We start from the raw sequence: 17,351 nt of genomic DNA, 5'->3' as shown, positions 1-17,351 counted from the left end.
CAGTCATGGCGGCCCTACCAATAATAAACAGCACGGCGATCCGCGCTTGCCCCGAGCAGACGACGGCACTTATCGCCCATCGCTGACTACATCCGACACACGCATGCCCCGTTCAGGCCACAAGCCTGAGGCGGGTTCTTTGGCTTGGCAGAATTTAAGGAAAACCGATGTTCAAGTATCTGTCTTTGGCGCTCGCCGCCTTGCTGCTGACGATCAGCCCCTCAATGGCGACGGCTGAAGATGCAGCCCCGATCGTTATCAAGTTTTCCCACGTGTCGGCGGAAAGTACGCCCAAGGGCCAAGGCGCCTTGCTGTTCAAAAAATTGGTGGAAGAACGCCTGGCCGGCAAAGTAAAGGTTGAGGTGTACGCCAACTCCGCGCTATTCGGCGACGGCGAAGAACTGGCCGCGCTGGCCGATGGCCGTGTGCAAATGCTGGCGCCGTCGCTGTCGAAATTCGACAAGTACACCAAGCGCCTGCAAGTGTTCGACCTGCCGTTCTTGTTTACCGATCAGGCGGCGGTCGACCGTTTCCTCAAGCGTGAAAAGAGCCGTGAACTGCTGCGCTCGATGAACAGTAGCAACATCTACGGCCTGGGCTTCTGGACCAACGGCATGAAGCAGCTGTCGGCTAACAAAGCCCTTCACACCCCGGCCGATGCCAAAGGCCTGGCCTTCCGCATTCAAGCGTCGAGCGTGCTGGAAGCCCAATTCGCTGCCCTGGGCGCCACCACCGTCAAGCTGCCGTTCGCCGAGACCTACAAGGCGTTGGAAAGCGGCACCGTGCAGAGCACTGGAAAACCCGTGGTCGAACTTTGTTTCGCAGAAGTTCGAGAAAGTGCAGCCGTACGTGACCATCACCAACCATGGCGTGCTGAGCTACATGGTGGTGACCAACAGTAAGTTCTGGACCAGCATTCCGTTCCAGATTCGCAGCGAGTTGGAGTCGATTCTGGACGAAGTGACCCTGTCGGTTAACCAGACCGCCGAAGCCAATAACCAGCGCGATTACGAGCAGCTGGTAGCGGGCGGCAAGGCCAAAATCATCACCCTGACGCCGGCCGAACAGGCAGCCTGGCGCGAGGCGATGCTGCCGGTGTGGAAGCAGTTTGAAGGTGAGATTGGCGCCGATGTGTTGCATGCGGCGCGGGCTGTGAATCGCAAATAATTGCACAACCTTCACCCCCTCACCCCCAGCCCCTCTCCCCTAGGGGCGAGGGGAGCTAATCGGTGACTGGGGCAATATCGCCGCTTTCGCTGCTGATCCCCTCGCCCCTCGGGGAGAGGGTTAGGGAGAGGGGGAAGCAGCGACGCCGCGTTAACCCTCCACCGCCGCCCACTGCTTACCCAAGCGCTTATCCGACACCGCCACCTTCGTGCCCAACTGCTGGGCAAACAACGACACCCGATATTCCTCGAGCATCCAGCGGTACAGCACCAGCTGTGGATCACGCTTGCCTTCCTGCGCGTGCTTGTCAGCGCGGGCTTGGTATTGCGCCCACAACCCTGCCAGCTCGCCGCTCCACACCCGGTCTTTCTGCAATTGCGAGCCGAGTTTTTCGAAGCGTTGTTCGACGGCCTTCAGGTAGCGCGGCAGTTCCTTCAGCCATTCGGCCGGGGTTTCGCGCACGAAGCCTGGGTAGACCAAATGGCTTAGCTGCGCCTTGATGTCGTTGAGGGCGACGGCTTGAGCCAGGTCGATTTTCCCCTTGAAGCGCTTTTGCAAGCCGTGCCATAGCTTGAGAATTTCCAGGGTCAGGCGCGCCACGCGTTCGGCGTGCTCGGCCCAGGCACCACGCTTTTTCTCGGCCAGCGCCAGTAGGCCGACACCGTCGCGGGGCAAGGCGTTTTCGCCGTCGAGGATGCAGGTGTCGAGGCTGGCCAGCAGAATGTCTTCCACCAACGCATCGACCCGGCCCAGGTCGCGGTACAACAAGCCCAAGTCCGTCAGGCCCGGCAACTTGCTGCGCAGAAACTTCGCCGGCTCACTGAGCTGTTGCAGGAGCAAGCGCTGCAAGGCGCGACGGTGTTGGAATTCGGCTTCGGCAGCAGTGGCAAAGCGGCCTTCTTTGACCGTGCCGCCCTCTTCCACCAGCGCCGGGTACACGGTCATCGACAAGCCGGCGATGTTTTGCTGCGTGGTCTGCGCCACCGGGGCGAACACTTTGGCTTCGACCGGTTTTTGCTGTTTGTCGGTTTTAACCATGGCCAAGGCGGCCTGGCTGGCTTCGGCGAAACGCGCCGTCAGTTCAGCCAGGTCACGGCCTTCTCCGAGCAACTTGCCCTGACCGTCGACCACCTCCAAGTTCATTTTTAGGTGGTTTTCCACCTGCTGTTCCGCCTCGGCCCACGCCTCTTCCGTTACGCGCACACCGGTCATGCGCTGCAATTCAGCGCTCAACGCTTGCACCAACGAGCCTTGCCCGAAGGCGATGCGCGACAACGCGGCTTTGACGAAATCCGGCACCGGCACAAAGTTTTTGCGCAGGGCTTTGGGCAGTTCACGCACCAGGGCGATGCACTTGGCTTCGAGCAAACCCGGCACCAGCCATTGCAGGCGCTCGGCGGGAATTTGCGGCAGCAACGGCGCCGGCACGCGCAGCGTGACGCCGTCGCGCGGGTGGTTGGGCTCGAAGTGATAGGTCAGCGGCAGGCGCAAGTCGCCCAGTTGCAGGTGATCGGGGTACTGCGCGTCTGTCACTTCGCTGGCGTCGCGGGCGAGGATGTCTTCCTCGCGCATGATCAGCAGCTGCGGATTTTTCGCGCTTTCGGTTTTGTACCAACTGTCGAAGGTGGCGGTCTGGTAAATGTCGGCCGGCAGGCGCGCGTCGTAGAAGGCGAACAGGGTTTCTTCGTCGGCAAGAATATCGCGACGGCGAGCCTTGGCTTCCAGTTCGTCGAACAGCTCCAGCAGTTCCTGGTTGGCTTTCAGGCACTTGGCGCGCGACTGAATTTCGCCGCGCACCAGCCCTTCGCGGATAAACAATTCACGCGCCACCGCCGGCTCAATCGGGCCAAAGTGCACCGGCCGGCGGCCGACCACGATCATGCCGTACAAGGTGATCTGTTCGAACGCCACCACTTGCCCGCGGCGTTTTTCCCAGTGCGGTTCGAAGTGGTTTTTCTTGATCAAGTGGCCGGCCAATGGCTCGATCCAGTCCGGCTCGATTTTAGCCACCTGGCGGGCGAACAGCTTGGTGGTCTCCATCAGTTCAGCGGCCATGATCCATTGCGGTTTTTTGCGGCCGATGACGCTGGAGGGGTGAATCCAGAAACGCCGTTGACGGGCACCGAGGTAGTCGCCGTCTTCGGTTTTCTGCCCAATCTGGCTAAGCAGGCCGCACAGAATGGCTTTGTGCACGGCGGCGTAATCTTTGGCGCGCTGCGCCGCTTCCACAGCTTCGGCGGTTTTGGCGGCGGGCGGATTGGCTTTGGTGCTGTTGGCGCTGGCGTTGGCGTTGGTCTTGGGATCGCTTTCGCGCGCGAGCTCGCTCCTGCGGGACGAATCGGCGGCGCGCTCGGGGGCCAGTTTGAGTTCGCGGGTAATCAGCACCAGTTGGCGGTGGGCGTCGCGCCATTCGCGCAGGCGCAGGTAGTTAAGGAAGTTTTTTCGGCACCAGTTACGCAGCGGGTTGGAGCCCAGCTCCTGGCGCTTTTCTTCGAAGCCGCGCCACAGGTTGATCAGGGCGGCGAAGTCGGAGTCGACGTCTTTCCACTGAGCATGGGCCTGGTCAGCGGCTTGCTGGCGGTCCATCGGCCGCTCGCGCGGGTCTTGCACCGACAGCGCGCTGGCGACGATCAGCAATTCATCGAGGCTGCCCAGCTTGGCGGCTTCCAGCACCATGCGGCCCAGGCGCGGATCGATGGGCAAGCGCGCCAATTGCCGGCCAATTGGCGTCAGCTGACTTTCACGGTTTACCGCCGACAATTCTTGCAGCAGGTTGAAACCGTCACTGATGGCTTTGCCATCGGGTGGCTCGATAAAGGGGAACGCGTCGATCTCGCCCAGGCGCAGGTGCAGCATCTGCAAGATCACCGCCGCCAAGTTAGTGCGCAGAATTTCCGGGTCGGTAAAGGCTGGGCGCGCGAGGAAATCTTCCTCGCTGTACAAACGCACGCAAATGCCCGGCTCCACCCGCCCGCATCGGCCTTTGCGCTGGTTGGCGCTGGCTTGCGATACCGCTTCGATGGGCAGGCGCTGCACCTTGGCGCGGTAGCTGTAACGGCTGATGCGCGCGGTGCCGCTGTCGATCACATAACGAATGCCGGGCACGGTGAGCGAGGTTTCCGCCACGTTGGTGGCCAGCACAATTTTGCGTCCAGCCATGGGCGCGAAAATCTTTTGCTGCTCCGCCGGCGTCAATCGCGCATACAGCGGCAGCACTTCGGTGAAGCGTAAATTGGCTTTGCGCAGCATGTCGGCGCAGTCGCGAATTTCGCGCTCTCCGGGTAGGAATACCAGCACATCGCCAGGGCGTTTGCCTTCGCTGCGTTCGAACGCGTCGATTTCGTCCAGCGCGGCGAGAATGCCTTGGTCGACGCTCAGGTCATCCACCAGGCTTTCGCCCTCCTCGTCGACCTCTGCCACCAATGGCCGGTACCAGGTTTCAACCGGGAAAGTGCGGCCCGAGACCTCAACAATCGGCGCGTTGTCGAAGTGCTTGGAGAAGCGATCGAGGTCGATGGTGGCCGAGGTGATGATGACTTTTAAATCCGGGCGACGCGGCAGCAGCGTTTTCAGGTAGCCGAGCAGGAAGTCGATGTTCAGGCTGCGTTCGTGCGCTTCGTCGACGATCAGCGTGTCGTACTTTTCCAGGTAGCGGTCGTGCTGGGTTTCGGCCAGCAAAATACCGTCAGTCATCAGCTTGATCAGCGAGCTGTCTTTGCTCTGGTCTTCAAACCGCACCTGGTAGCCGACCAACTCGCCCAACGGTGTACCGATTTCTTCGGCCACCCGCGTTGCGACACTGCGCGCCGCCAAGCGCCGTGGTTGGGTGTGGCCGATAAGGCCATGCAAGCCACGGCCGATTTCCAGGCAAATTTTCGGCAGCTGCGTGGTTTTCCCCGAGCCGGTTTCGCCGGCAATGATCAGCACCTGATGCTTGGCCAACGCCGCCTTGATTTCATCGCGTTTGGCAGCGATGGGCAGGCTGTCGTCGTAGCGCATCACCGGCACACTCAGGCGCCGCGCCTCGACCTTGGCGCAGCTCTGCTGGAAGCGCTCCAGCCATTGCGCCAACTTGCCTTCGTCGGCGTGCCCGGCTTTGCGCAACTCGTGCAGTTGCCGGCGCAGACGATGGCGGTCAGCGACCAGGGCTTGATCGAGGTTTTTCAGCAGGGCGTCAAAGGTGGGCGTGGCGTCGGTCATTGGCGGGTGGGCAACGGTCAAAAAGGCGGGGGCAGATTGTCGCAGATTTTGCCGGTGACCGGCGTTCGCGACATCTGCCCTGTCTATTGCCGACAGCGGGTGAAAACAGATCAGGCGCGTTGTTAGAGCGCCCACTCCGCCAACGCCACTGTTGCCGGCAGCCCCGTCACCTATTGCACATCAATTGTGATCGAAAATGGCACGACCAGTTGCTGCACCGCAGGTGTTTTACTCGTCGTCTGGTAGTACTTGAATCTAAAGGGTGAGCTCACCTTGCCGATACCGGACTCGCCATCTACCCAGCCCGCGCCGCTCATATCGCTGCCACAATTAGCCTGACAGAAGGAGCCGCTGGTGTTGGACGGTCCGCCCGGAAATGTTGGAAAGGAATTCATTGGAATATCAATGCCGAACGCTTTGCCTAGCTCCACAGGCTGGTCATCCAGAAAAATCTGCACACCCACATCGCTCGAAGCCGACTGCATGCCCACGCCAACGGCGCCGGTTAGTGGATAGGTGGCTTCAAACGTGACCTCAGGTTTGGTCGACAGCAGCCCCCAGCACTGAAAATCGATGTTCTGCGTCTTCCCGCCATCTTCTATCGCCCCAACCGCTTTGAACTTTTGCTGGCTAACATCTGGCAGTTTTATATTTGAAGGATTGAGCGGAAACGCTGTAAATCTACACACTGGCGCTCCCGCATAAGCTACCCAGTTTGGGGTGTTCGCCACGAGCTTCTGCTCAGGGAAGACAATTTTTTCTCCGGCAAGGGCGAGCCTCGTACCGTCTTGCGAGTAAAACTTGAAAGTGCCCAGTTGCTCAGTCCCGAGCGTAATCGACCCGATCGCGCCTATTAGACCCTGCGGGGCGGATGGCGCAGTGGATGATAACGGGCCTGTTTTCACCATCGACAGCCTCAGAGTGAAGATGTCGAAACCCCTCGCGACGCCGAGGTTCGCTATCACCGGACCGCCGCTCGTACCGAGGTCGATGCCGTCAGTTCCAAAAGTCCCTTTTCCGGGAAATTCGACTTCGAATGCGACCCCCTCGCTTGTGGTCGGTATGCGAAACCGGTTCCCGTTCCTGGTTGCGAGACTGGGCGGAAAATACACCAGCCTAAGAGTTTCATTTTTAAACTCAGCAGGGAAGGTACCGGCGTTACATGTTTTCAAGTCCACCTTCACTTCTTTCAGCAGCATCAAGGTTCCGTTCGGGTACGGATTTTTTGCGTCTTCAAACCACATTTTAGTGTGCAAGAGATCCATGCTAGCCCGCATCAGATTGAGCTGGCCAACTCCCGGCTCATCACCGCCGTAGAGACAGCCAGCATTCGCATTGGAACAAGCTGCGAGGCCAATCAGGGAAAACAGCAGCGCCGGCATGACTGGACGCCGTCCGTCCGGACGGGAGCGGGGCTTTTGTGTAAGGCCGGCTACGTCTGTTCTCCCTGGTTTCACTGTAATTGCAATGCGGTGCCTTTGATTAAAAAGGCCCAGCCGCCGGGAAAGCCCCCCTGCCACATCCTTGAGCGAACGAAACGTTTTCATCGACAAACTCGCGAAAGATTCAAAGCCGCAAGCCTGAACTCGAAAGCGATTGATGGATGCCCGCTACGTCCGCCAGTGATCCACGACAAGCGAACATGGCAATAAGTACAATTCCTACGCGAAGACACTATCGTAAGCAGGGGCTTGCTGAATTTACCTTCTACCCCCATGCACTTTCACCAGCCCGCCTTAGCCGGGAAGACCCTTCACAAACAAAAACGCCACCTAGACGGTGGCGTTTGTTGATTCACGGTGGACTCACTTTTTACCGAGCTTTTTCAACTCTTCATCGCGCAGTTCACGACGCAGGATTTTGCCGACGTTGGTGGTCGGCAGCACGTCGCGGAATTCAACGGCTTTGGGAACCTTGTAGCCGGTGACGTTAGCGCGCATGTGCTCCATGACTTGCTCTTTGGTGACGCTGGCGCCCGGTTTCACGACCACGAAAATCTTGATCGCTTCGCCCGACTTCTCGTCCGGAATGCCAATGGCGGCGCACTGCATAACGCCTGGCAAAGTGGCGAGTACGTCTTCCAGTTCGTTGGGGTACACGTTGAAGCCCGAGACCAGAATCATGTCTTTCTTGCGGTCGACAATGCGCAGGTAGCCGTCTTCCTGAATCAGGCCGATGTCACCGGTTTTCAGCCAGCCTTCGCTGTCGAGAATTTCGTCGGTGGCTTCCTGGCGCTGCCAGTAGCCTTTCATCACTTGCGGGCCTTTGACGCACAGCTCGCCGACCGCGCCGATTTCCAGCTCCTTGCCTTCATCGTCGATGACCTTGCACAAGGTGGAGGGCAAGGGAATACCGATGGTGCCCAACTGAATGGCGTTGAACGGGTTCACGGTAGCAACCGGGCTGGTTTCGGTCATGCCGAAGCCTTCGCAGATGGCGCAACCGGTGACTTCCTTCCAACGCTCGGCCGCCGCTTGCTGCAGCGCCATGCCGCCGGAAACGGTGAGCTTCAGCGAGGAGAAGTTCAGGCGACGGAACCCTTCGTTGTGGCACAGGGCAACGAACAAGGTGTTGAGGCCTACGAAACCGGTGAACTTGAATTTCGACAGGTCGTTGACCATGGTCGGCAAGTCACGCGGATTGGTGATCAGCACGTTATGGCCGCCCAGCAGCATCATGGCCATGCAGTGAAAGGTGAACGCATAGATGTGGTAAAGCGGCAGCGGTGCAATGACGATCTCGCAACCTTCATTGAGGTTGGCGCCCATCAGTTGCTTCACTTGCAGCATGTTGGCGATGAGGTTGCGGTGCGTAAGCATCGCGCCTTTGGCCACGCCGGTAGTGCCGCCGGTGTACTGCAGCACGGCGATGTCGCTGCTTTGCGGGTTGGCTTCGTTGACCTTCTGGCCACGGCCTTTGGCCAGGGCGTCGTTGAGTTTGACGGCGTTCGGCAGGTTGTAGGCCGGCACCATCTTCTTCACGTACTTGACCACGCTGTTGACCAGCAGGCGTTTGAGCGGCGAAAGCATGTCGCCGACTTCAGTGACGATAACGTGCTTGACCCCGGTTTTCGGCAGCACGGTTTCCGCCAGGTGCGCCATGTTGGCCAGGCAGATCAGCGCTTTGGCGCCGGAGTCGTTGAATTGGTGTTCCATTTCCCGCGCGGTGTACAGCGGGTTGGTGTTGACCACCACAAGGCCGGCACGAATGGCGCCGAAAACCACCACCGGGTATTGCAAGACGTTGGGCAACTGCACGGCGATGCGGTCGCCTGGTTGCAGGTCGGTGTGTTGTTGCAGGTAAGCGGCGAAAGCACCTGACAACTCATACATCTCACCGTAGGTGAGTGACTTGCCCATGTTGCTGAAGGCCAGCTTGTTGGCGAAGCGTTCGCAAGACTGTTTCAGTACCGTTTGAATATTCGGGTACTGATCGGGGTTGATTTCGGCAGCAACCCCAACAGGGTACTTATCCTTCCAGAAATTTTCGATCATGGAAGCCCACTCCTAAGCAACAGCTAATCTTCACCGCGCGATGACGGATGTTTTTGTGATTTTCGTACGTTTTAGCCGTGCTGGCAGGCCAAAAAGCGCGCCGAGATTAGCAGCTTTAAAGGAAGGGGAACAGCACCAAACATGGCCTTACCGGTCAAAAAAATGACCGAAAGCCAGGCTTTCGGTCACGTTTAAAACAAAACCGGTCAAAGCCGACTAGCGGCTTTACGCTCAGGCTTTCAGGCGATATCGCGCAGCTCGCGGCGCAGAATTTTGCCGACCGGCGTCATCGGCAGTGATTCTCTAAACACGATGTGCTTGGGAATCTTGTAGCCGGTGAAGTTCTCTTTGCAGTAGGCCTTGAGTTCTTCGGCGGTCAAGCCACCTTCACGCGCCACCACAAACAACTTCACCGCCTCGCCCGACTTTTCGTCCGGTACGCCAATGGCCGCGCAGCTTTGCACTTTCGGATGGGCCATGACCACGTCTTCGATCTCGTTGGGGTACACGTTAAAGCCCGAGACAATGATCAGATCTTTCTTGCGGTCGACGATGCGGGTGAAACCGTCCGGGTCGATGACCGCGATGTCGCCGGTCTTTAACCAGCCTTCGGCATCGAGCACTTCAGCGGTGGCCTCCGGGCGCTGCCAGTAGCCTTTCATTACTTGCGGGCCCTTGATGCACAGCTCGCCGCGTTCGCCCAACGGCACTTCTTCGCCGTTGTCATCCACCACTTTGAACGCCGTGCCTGGCACCGGAATACCGACCGTGCCCAGGCGCGCTTTTTCGCCGTAGGGGTTGGTGCTGGCGACCGGGGAAGTTTCGGTCAGGCCATAGCCTTCGACCACGGTGCAACCGGTGACGGCATGCCAGCGCTCGGCAGTGGCTTTGACCAACGCGGTACCACCGGAATTGGTGACCTTGAGGTTGGAGAAATCGACGTTCTTGAACTCGGGATGATCCATCAGCGCCACGAACAGCGTGTTCAGCCCCAGCAACGCCGAGAAGCGCCACTTTTGCAGTTCCTTAATAAAGGCACCGATGTCGCGCGGGTTGCTGATCAGCACGTTGTGGTTGCCGTTAACCATCATCGACATGCAGTTCGCGGTGAAGGCATAGATGTGGTACAGCGGCAGCGGCGCGATCATCACTTCCTGGCCAGGCTGCATCAGCGGACGACCGTCCGGCCCATGCTGGGCGAGGCAAGCGTCGACCTGCTGCATGTTGGCGACCAGGTTGCCATGGGTGAGCATCGCGCCCTTGGCCACGCCCGTGGTGCCGCCGGTGTATTGCAACACGGCGATGTCTTCGAGACCGACCTTCACCGGTTTCAGCGGCTGGCCACGGCCTTGCTTGAGCACCTCTTTGAAACCGACGGCTTGCGGCAGGTTGTAGTCGAGCACCAGCTTCTTGACGTTCTTTACCACGGTGTTGACCAGCCAGCCTTTGAGGGCCGGTTGCAGGTCGCCCATCTTGGCTTCGATCAGGTACTCGATTTCGGTGTCGGGCAGCACTTCCTGCACCAGCTTGCCGAACATGTTCAGGAACACCAGGGCGCGAACGCCGGCATCTTTGAACTGGTGGCGCATTTCCCGCGCGGTATACAGCGGGTTGGTGTTGACCACCACGAGGCCGGCGCGCATGGCACCGAACACAGCAATCGGGTAATGCAGCACGTTGGGCAATTGCACGGCGATGCGATCGCCAGGCTTGAGGTCGGTGTGCTTTTGCAGGTAGCCGGCGAACGCGGCGGACAAGCGATCCAGCTCAGCGTAAGTCAGCGTTACACCCATGTTGGAGAACGCCGGCCGGTCGGCGTATTTCTTTACAGGAGCGCTCAAACACCTCGATGACCGACTTGTAGGCGCCGAGGTCAATCTCGTTCGGTACGCCGGCCGGGCGTTTGTCGCTCCAGAAATCAGGTTGCATTATTTTTATCCTCGTTACCTGAGAGTGTCTGGCCCGCGCATTCGGGGCTGACGGGAACTTAGCAGTTCTGGCATACAGCGCAAATACCAGAGGTAGCGTCATTTATTACGTGAATCTTGCTCAACTCGTGCTGACGGACTAAACGACGCCGGGCTGGGACAAGCCCTGACGCTGGCTCTACAATGCCCCACCGCCCGGTAACCGTATGTAGCGCTTTTGTCACCGCCGGCCGGACGCCCGTCAGGGTCAGACCAGGGATGCAGACAAGGAACGAGGACTGCCATGCTTCACGACGACTTCTGGCTCACCGCCAGTGATGCCGCCCCGCTATTCGTCAACCGTTGGTACGCCGACCACACGCCTAAAGCGGTGGTGATGGTGTCGCACGGCATGGCCGAGCATGGCGGGCGCTATGCAAGGTTGGGTGAAGTATTGGTAGCCGCCGGCTACGAGTTGTATGCCCACGACCAACGCGGCCACGGCCGCACGGCCCAGCGCGGCGTGCTGGGCATGTATGCGGAAAGCAACGGCTGGCAGCGGGTGATCAACGACCTGGCCAACCTCAACCACCACATCCGCCAACAGCACCCCAACGTGCCGATTTTTCTGCTCGGCCACAGCATGGGCAGTTACATCGGCCAGGCGTACTTGATGCACCACAGCTGCAGCTTGCAAGGCGCGGTGCTGTCGGGCTCCAACTATCAACCGGTGGGGCTGTACAAAGCGGCGGCGGCCATCGCCCGTTTCGAGCGCTGGCGCCAAGGCGCGACGGGGCGCAGCGCGCTGATGGATTTCCTCTCGTTCGGCTCGTTCAACAAGGCCTTCAAACCGACGCGCACCTCATTCGATTGGCTGAGCCGCGACCCGCTTGAAGTGGACAAGTACGTCAACGATCCACTGTGCGGCTTTCGTTGCACCAACCAACTGTGGATTGACCTGCTCGAAGGCCTGCAGCACATCACGCCGGTCACGCAGCTCAAGCAGATAGACGCCGATTTGCCGTTGCTGGTGATTGGCGGCAGCCGCGACCCGGTGAGTGAAGGCAAGCGCCTGGAACACCTGACCGCCGCGCTACGCGAAGCCGGCCACAAGAACACCCTGCTGAAAATTTACCCGGACGCCCGCCACGAGTTGCTCAACGAGACCAACCGCGACGAGGTGACAACCGACCTGCTCGGCTGGCTGGATCAAACCCTGACCCATAGCCGCCGCAGCCAACCCGAAAGCCAGGAGCCTGCATGAGCCAGATGAGCAATACCCCCTACGAAGCCCTCGAAGTCGGCCAGACCGCCAGCTACAGCAAGACGGTTGAAGAGCGCGACATTCAGTTGTTCGCCGCGGTGTCTGGAGACCACAATCCGGTGCACCTGGACGCCGAATACGCGGCCGGCACCATGTTCAAAGAGCGCATCGCCCACGGCATGTTCAGCGGTGCGTTGATCAGCGCAGCGGTGGCCTGCGAGCTGCCTGGGCCGGGCACCATCTACCTGGGCCAGACCATGCGCTTCACCTTGCCAGTGAAGCTGGGCGACACCCTGACCGTGCGCCTGGAAATTCTGGAAAAGCTGCCGAAATTTCGCGTGCGTGTGGCGACTCGTGTGTTCAACCAGCGGGATGAATTGGTGGTGGATGGTGAAGCCGAAATTCTCGCGCCGCGTTCGCAGCAGACCGTGACGTTGACCGAGCTGCCGCCGATTCAGATCGGTTAACCCTTTCTTGCGAGATTCTGAGTCCCCGCCTGCGCGGGGACGACGGAGTTTTCCCCACATTCCACCGTCATCCCCCGCGCAGGCGGGGATCCAGAGTCTGGAATCCGGCACACGATTTAGGCTTCTCGCTCGCCTCCCCTTCCTCACTCACCCGCACACTCGCCGTCATCCCCGCGCTCAGCTGAACATCGGCGGGCAGCGGGTCGAGTTTGATGCGCACGGGAATCCGCTGCGCCAGCCGCACCCAGTTGAAGGTCGGCTCCACATTGGCCAGCAATTGCTGATCGGGAATGGCGTTGCGGTCGGTAATGCCGCGGCTGATGCTTTCAATCTGGCCGGTCAGCGCCTGACCCTCGCTCATCAACCACACCTTCACCGATGCGCCGACGCGAATGCGCGGCAGCTTGGTTTCTTCGAAGTAGGCCTGAACGTAAAACGATTGCTCGTCCACCAGCGCCATCATTGGCTGGCCGGCGTTCACGTAGTTGCCTTGGGCCAGGCGCAAATTGGTGATTTGGCCGGTGCGCGGGGCGCGCAATTCGCTGCGCGCCAGGTTGAGCTCAGCCACAGCAACATCGGCCAGAGCCTCGCGGTAAGAACCGCGCGCAATGTCGGCGGTGATCTGCGCGTTTTCCTTGAGCTCGGCGCTGATTGCTTGCGGCCCCAACTGAGCGCGCCGCGACGCCTCGTGCTCACGTAGCCGCAGTTGTTGCTGGCGGGTGTTAGCCACGGCTTGCGCTTTATCCAGCGCCGCCTGGTAGCGCTGACGGTCGAGGCTGAGCAACACGTCGCCGGCTTTAACCGACTGGTTGTCGTGGACCTTGAGGTCGACTACCCAACCAGACACATCCGGGGCGATTACCACAACGTCTGCACGCACGCGTGCATCGCGAGTCCAGGGCGAGAGCATGTAATAACGCCACAGGTCGTAGCCGGCGAACACCGCCACTACCACCAGACACAGGGTAATCACCACCCGCAGGGTTGAACGCATACCGCCCTCCCTTCACCAGCGCCCGGTTACGGCAACCACGGCCGCCAGTACGCATACAAACAAGGCGGTGTCGAACAACGCCTCATGCCAAATCCAACGCGCCGCGCCAATGCGCTGCAAGCCAAAGCGCAATAGCCCGGTGCACAACAGCGCCAACAGCGCATACAACAGAAACGGGCTGAGCAATACGCCGCCCAGCGCCCACTCACGCAAGCCCATGTTCACTCTCCTGTGGCGGCGTATACGGGTTGAGTTCCGACTGTTCGCACCACACGCGCCAGCTGTATTGCAGTTGCAATAACGCCGCCTGCGCCAGGCGCCGGTCGATGCTGGCGCCCGACGCGCGCAGCGCTGCTTGCAGCTCGGCGGCCGGTTCGTCCAGCGCCGTTACCGAATGGGCTTCGGGCCCTCAAGCAGCACCGGCTCCAAGGCGCGCATAAACCGCCGCTCGGCCTTGCGCAGCTCCGGCGCGGCGGCCACTTCCAGGCAGCGCCGCAAGTGCAGCAATTCATCACCCAAATCCAAGCCACTGATGCCGTCATCCCAACGGCTGCGCGATTGCGCCGGCAGCACCGGATAATGCCGCGCCAATTGCAGTAGACGATCAGCCATGCGCCCACCAAACCAGTTCTCGGCCCCGGCCAACGGGCGCTGCGGCAAACGGCTGAGGTCCACCAACATGGCGCGCAACAGCCGCTGCGCATGCCAGGCCGGATGGCGCAGGTCGATCACGCGGAAAATCTGCACGGCAAAGCCCACGCCCAGCACGATGGCCACGCCCTGATTGAGGAATGACGACACGTCAAAACGCATCAGATTCTGTGGCCCGCACAGCACGATGAATTGCAGCGCAAACGAGGTGCAGGTGCCGGCGATGGCCGGTTTGGTCATGCCCAGCAAGGCGAAAAACAGCGGCACGCCCATGGCCAGGCACAGCAGCGGGAAACCGCTTAATTCGGGCAGCAGCAGTTGGCCAACAACGAAGGCGACGGGCAACGAATAGATAACGCCGCGCAGAAAGCCGAGGCCGATTTGGGTGGCGTTTTCGCGGTTAGCGAACAGGCTGCAAAGCACGGCGGTCATGGTCAGACCACCGGCGGCAGAGGTCCAGCCAGTGGCCAGCCAGAACGCCGCGATGAGCAAAAAGGCCACGCCGCTCCGAAAGCCATACAACGACGCCATTTGAATATCGCGGTGCCAAGAAAGCGCGCGCGGTGCGTCATCCGGCGCCACGCCCTGCTCCACCGCTTCCAGCGCCTGATGCGCCGCAGCACTTGGCGCACCAACAGTGCCAGGCGGCCGACCGAATATTGCTGAACGGTGGACAGCGAGGCGTCATCGGCGGCGGCAATCAGGCGTTCGCGCAATTCAAGCAGTTGCGGTATTTGCGGATCGGTCAGCGCCGCTTGCACTTCATCCAACAGCGGCCGTAGCTGCTCGGTTTCTGCTGGCGACAGCTGCCGCCATTGCCGCGCCACGCCGCGTGCAAGGCGCAGTTGGGTGAGCAAGTCACGGCTGAGCACACGCAAGGCCACCGCCCGCTGGCGCCCGCGACTGCCCTCGAACCAGGCGTGCTCGCGCTGAGCGTCTACCGCAACGATGCGGCCCAACGCGCCGAGTAAACCCTGCCGCTCCTGACGCTCGCCGCTCAGCGCCGCGCCTGAAGCCTGCAAGCCCGTGAGCCAGGCATCGCGCGCCTGTTTGGCTAACAACTGCTCGACGCGCTGCGGCCATAGCGACGCACTCACTACCGTGGCGCAGACAATGCCGAGCGAGATTTCCGTGCAGCGCGCTACGGCTTGGTCAAACACATTCAGCGGGTTACCAATCGCCGGCAACGCGATGATCAACACGGTGTAGCCGGCCAGTACAAATGCATACGCCCACGCGCTGCGCAGCAAGGTAGATGCTGCGGTGCAGATCGCCCAGCCACGCTGCGAGCACCAGCAGAAACAGCCACGGCGTCTGCGCAAAAAGCGCCATCACCACCACCGACATCACCGTGCCCACCAGGGTGCCGCAGCAACCGCGCCAAACCCTTCTGCACCACCATGCCCGACAGCGGCTGCGCAACGATCACCGCCGTCATCAAGGCCCACTGCGGTTGCTCCAAACCAAAACGCATCGCGCACCACAACGCCAGGCCGGCGCCCAGAAGCGTTTTGATCGCAAATTTAACCGCAGGGATTTCAGGCGCAAGAAACGCCTGCAATTGAGCGCGCACTCAGGCGAAACCTTTTAAGAGATACGGTTCAACATAGCTGGGACTGGTGAAAAACGGGAATGGTGCGAGCGGGATTTCAAGGTGGCCGAATCGCAGGCAGAAAAAGGCAACCTAAGTTGCCCAAATTGCCTTGCGTGCCCGTGAAACCGTAGTGACCGCTTACTGCTGTGCTTTGTGCTTGCGAATGTCACTGCGGATGAACCAACCAATCCCACCGAAAAACGCGAACATCAGCGCCACTGTGGCCAGACCTGCGAATACTGCTACGTCGAAAAACATGGAAGCCTCCAGGTATGTTCGTTTGAACATAGGTTCTGCAAAGAATGGACACAGGATAGGGAGTCGATTCGGAAGCGAACTTGATCTGGGTCAACGGCAACCAAGGTGGCGTATTGGGAAAACTCGGTGGTTGCCGTCGGACGACAGCAACGCAGGGGCGACAATCAGGGCTTTTTCGGTTTGTTCTTGGGTTTTTTCTTCGCCTGGGTCAGCGGCAGCGCCTGTTCAAACGCCTGGCGCACTTCGTTCAAGCGCTTGTCGTTGAGGTCGTGGATGCGTTTGTCGCGCTCGGCGGTGAAGTCGATCAGCTTGCTGTCATGCTCATGGCTGGGACCGAATAAGGCGAAAAGTGAGGTTAAGCCGCGGCGCGCAGGGTTTGCGCGTTTTGGCGACCTGATGCTGCCAATAATGCTGCGTCTGCTCGGCCATGACCAGTAGCGAACCGTGCTCAAGCATTAATGAATGCTCGATGCGACTGCTGCCGACGCGGCGCAGATCAAAGCGTCGCGCGCCGCCGAGGTTGAGCGACACCACGGTTGGGTTAAGCCCCAGCACCACTTCGCTGTCGCTGTGCCAGCCCATCGAATCCTGTCCGTCGCGGTAGTGGTTGATCAGCAGCCCGTTAAAGCGCTCGCCAACCGCCGTTTGCACGCGCTGGCGAATGTCGGCGAGAAGCGGCGTCCACGGCAATGGCTCGTGGGTCATGCCGGAATAGCGGTAACGGGCATCGCTGTCGCCATACCAAGCGAGCAGACGCGGCACAGGGAAATGCTGACCGTGAATAGACACGCTCGGCTGTTCCCATGGCGTTGCCGCTAATAGCTCGGCAAGCCAGCGGTCGGCCGTGGCTGTATCGATCCACTGGGGCGTGTAGCGCAAATCGGCGTTGGCAAGGGCAATCGGCGCGGTATCGAAAAAGGTCCAAAACCAGTCCTGCAACAGTTGGGCAACGGCAAAGGCTCGCGCCGCTACACTTCGACATCCACCCATAGACCCTGACGCGGCAATTGCTCGATCAGGTCTTGGTCTTCCTCGGCCACCTCGCCTTCGGCCAGCTCGGCAGCACTGTAGCCGCGACGCTGACGACGCCGGCGCTGCTCTTCCCACAGCAGCTCCTCGGTGTCTTGCGGATGGCGTTTATCCAGCGCCACCGGGCTTTCTTCCGCGCTGCTTTCTATAGGCACCACAGCCGGCACCACGGGAACCGGCTTGACCGGGTCCTGCTGGGTGGTAACCGGAGCGAGGCTATGGGGAATCGGGGGAAGCATTGTTTAGCTATCCTCTGAATGACCGACGGTTTAGGCGCAAAAAAATTTGGGCCTTTACCAGTGCTTTCGGCCATCAAATCGACGACT

The 17,351-nt window shown here is 60.2% G+C and carries 13 protein-coding genes and 2 pseudogenes; 5 read left to right on the top strand and 10 right to left on the bottom strand.

The annotated features are described in order from the left end of the window. Positions 1–167 precede the first annotated feature (167 nt). Both ACZZZP_RS06340 and ACZZZP_RS06335 read left to right on the top strand, forming a co-directional pair. Positions 168–902: a DctP family TRAP transporter solute-binding subunit gene (locus ACZZZP_RS06340; protein WP_463536371.1), complete on the top strand. Its 735-nt coding sequence runs from the start codon at positions 168–170 to the stop codon at positions 900–902. Further along, entirely contained in the window at positions 850–1,167 is a 318-nt protein-coding gene (locus ACZZZP_RS06335) for a hypothetical protein (RefSeq protein WP_463536370.1), read from the top strand. The genes ACZZZP_RS06340 and ACZZZP_RS06335 overlap by 53 nt, the downstream gene beginning before the upstream one ends. Before the next feature lie 150 nt (positions 1,168–1,317). Here ACZZZP_RS06335 and hrpA read toward each other — a convergent pair whose 3' ends face one another. From hrpA to fadD2, 4 genes and pseudogenes are all read right to left on the bottom strand, one after another. Then, complete coding sequence (hrpA, locus tag ACZZZP_RS06330) at positions 1,318–5,367, bottom strand: ATP-dependent RNA helicase HrpA (protein ID WP_463384664.1); 4,050 nt, start codon at positions 5,365–5,367, stop codon at positions 1,318–1,320. A 170-nt stretch (positions 5,368–5,537) separates the two neighbouring features. Beyond that, on the bottom strand, positions 5,538–6,749 hold the full coding sequence (locus ACZZZP_RS06325; RefSeq protein ID WP_463382164.1) for a hypothetical protein: 1,212 nt from the start codon (positions 6,747–6,749) through the stop codon (positions 5,538–5,540). A gap of 423 nt (positions 6,750–7,172) precedes the next feature. Next, positions 7,173–8,861: a long-chain-fatty-acid--CoA ligase FadD1 gene (fadD1, locus tag ACZZZP_RS06320; protein WP_122496675.1), complete on the bottom strand. Its 1,689-nt coding sequence runs from the start codon at positions 8,859–8,861 to the stop codon at positions 7,173–7,175. A 239-nt stretch (positions 8,862–9,100) separates the two neighbouring features. Then, positions 9,101–10,790 (bottom strand): annotated as a pseudogene (fadD2, locus tag ACZZZP_RS06315) (long-chain-fatty-acid--CoA ligase FadD2). A 282-nt stretch (positions 10,791–11,072) separates the two neighbouring features. Here fadD2 and ACZZZP_RS06310 point away from each other — a divergent pair. Together ACZZZP_RS06310 and ACZZZP_RS06305 are read left to right on the top strand one after the other, a co-directional pair. Further along, entirely contained in the window at positions 11,073–12,032 is a 960-nt protein-coding gene (locus ACZZZP_RS06310; RefSeq protein ID WP_463382163.1) for an alpha/beta hydrolase, read from the top strand. After that, complete coding sequence (locus tag ACZZZP_RS06305) at positions 12,029–12,499, top strand: MaoC family dehydratase (RefSeq protein ID WP_122451309.1); 471 nt, start codon at positions 12,029–12,031, stop codon at positions 12,497–12,499. Before ACZZZP_RS06310 ends, ACZZZP_RS06305 begins: the two co-directional genes overlap by 4 nt. Positions 12,500–12,566: 67 nt before the next feature. Here the strand turns inward: ACZZZP_RS06305 and ACZZZP_RS06300 are convergent, their stop codons facing one another. The 4 genes and pseudogenes from ACZZZP_RS06300 to ccoM all read right to left on the bottom strand — a co-directional run bounded on the left by ACZZZP_RS06300 (position 12,567) and on the right by ccoM (position 15,996). Next, a complete protein-coding gene (locus ACZZZP_RS06300) occupies positions 12,567–13,493 on the bottom strand; it encodes an efflux RND transporter periplasmic adaptor subunit (protein ID WP_463536369.1) in 927 nt (308 codons plus the stop codon). 12 nt (positions 13,494–13,505) lie between these two features. Beyond that, positions 13,506–13,712 carry a DUF1656 domain-containing protein gene (locus tag ACZZZP_RS06295; protein WP_122496665.1) on the bottom strand — a complete coding sequence of 69 codons (207 nt, stop codon included), beginning with the start codon at positions 13,710–13,712 and terminating at the stop codon, positions 13,506–13,508. Next, a pseudogene (locus tag ACZZZP_RS06290) lies at positions 13,699–15,717 on the bottom strand (FUSC family protein). Before ACZZZP_RS06290 ends, ACZZZP_RS06295 begins: the two are co-directional and overlap by 14 nt. A gap of 159 nt (positions 15,718–15,876) precedes the next feature. Further along, complete coding sequence (gene ccoM / locus ACZZZP_RS06285; protein WP_277342762.1) at positions 15,877–15,996, bottom strand: cytochrome c oxidase subunit CcoM; 120 nt, start codon at positions 15,994–15,996, stop codon at positions 15,877–15,879. A gap of 80 nt (positions 15,997–16,076) precedes the next feature. On the opposite strand from ccoM, the gene ACZZZP_RS06280 reads away from it, so the two are divergent. Then, positions 16,077–16,337, top strand: coding sequence for a hypothetical protein (locus tag ACZZZP_RS06280; protein ID WP_463536995.1), 261 nt, complete (start codon positions 16,077–16,079; stop codon positions 16,335–16,337). Here the strand turns inward: ACZZZP_RS06280 and ACZZZP_RS06275 are convergent. Further along, positions 16,318–16,935 (bottom strand): alpha-ketoglutarate-dependent dioxygenase AlkB family protein, encoded by a 618-nt coding sequence (locus ACZZZP_RS06275; protein ID WP_463536368.1) that lies wholly within the window; start codon positions 16,933–16,935, stop codon positions 16,318–16,320. The genes ACZZZP_RS06280 and ACZZZP_RS06275 overlap by 20 nt on opposite strands. Positions 16,936–16,964: 29 nt before the next feature. Continuing rightward, entirely contained in the window at positions 16,965–17,264 is a 300-nt protein-coding gene (locus ACZZZP_RS06270) for an aspartate-semialdehyde dehydrogenase (RefSeq protein ID WP_463382160.1), read from the bottom strand. Between the last annotated feature and the right edge of the window lie 87 nt (positions 17,265–17,351).

The sequence above is a fragment of the Pseudomonas sp. AC211 genome, from assembly GCF_979258055.1.
This window is presented reverse-complemented; position numbering and strand designations above follow the sequence as displayed.

What these genes read in the sequence shown, in the direction of transcription:
- ACZZZP_RS06325 (WP_463382164.1), bottom strand. Translation starts at nt 6,749, where the DNA reads ATGCCGGCGCTGCTGTTTTCCCTGATTGGCCTCGCAGCTTGTTCCAAT.
- ccoM (WP_277342762.1), bottom strand. Translation starts at nt 15,996, where the DNA reads ATGTTTTTCGACGTAGCAGTATTCGCAGGTCTGGCCACAGTGGCGCTG.
- ACZZZP_RS06310 (WP_463382163.1), top strand. Translation starts at nt 11,073, where the DNA reads ATGCTTCACGACGACTTCTGGCTCACCGCCAGTGATGCCGCCCCGCTA.
- ACZZZP_RS06300 (WP_463536369.1), bottom strand. Translation starts at nt 13,493, where the DNA reads ATGCGTTCAACCCTGCGGGTGGTGATTACCCTGTGTCTGGTGGTAGTG.
- ACZZZP_RS06305 (WP_122451309.1), top strand. Translation starts at nt 12,029, where the DNA reads ATGAGCCAGATGAGCAATACCCCCTACGAAGCCCTCGAAGTCGGCCAG.
- ACZZZP_RS06295 (WP_122496665.1), bottom strand. Translation starts at nt 13,712, where the DNA reads ATGGGCTTGCGTGAGTGGGCGCTGGGCGGCGTATTGCTCAGCCCGTTT.
- fadD1 (WP_122496675.1), bottom strand. Translation starts at nt 8,861, where the DNA reads ATGATCGAAAATTTCTGGAAGGATAAGTACCCTGTTGGGGTTGCTGCC.
- hrpA (WP_463384664.1), bottom strand. Translation starts at nt 5,367, where the DNA reads ATGACCGACGCCACGCCCACCTTTGACGCCCTGCTGAAAAACCTCGAT.
- ACZZZP_RS06340 (WP_463536371.1), top strand. Translation starts at nt 168, where the DNA reads ATGTTCAAGTATCTGTCTTTGGCGCTCGCCGCCTTGCTGCTGACGATC.
- ACZZZP_RS06270 (WP_463382160.1), bottom strand. Translation starts at nt 17,264, where the DNA reads ATGCTTCCCCCGATTCCCCATAGCCTCGCTCCGGTTACCACCCAGCAG.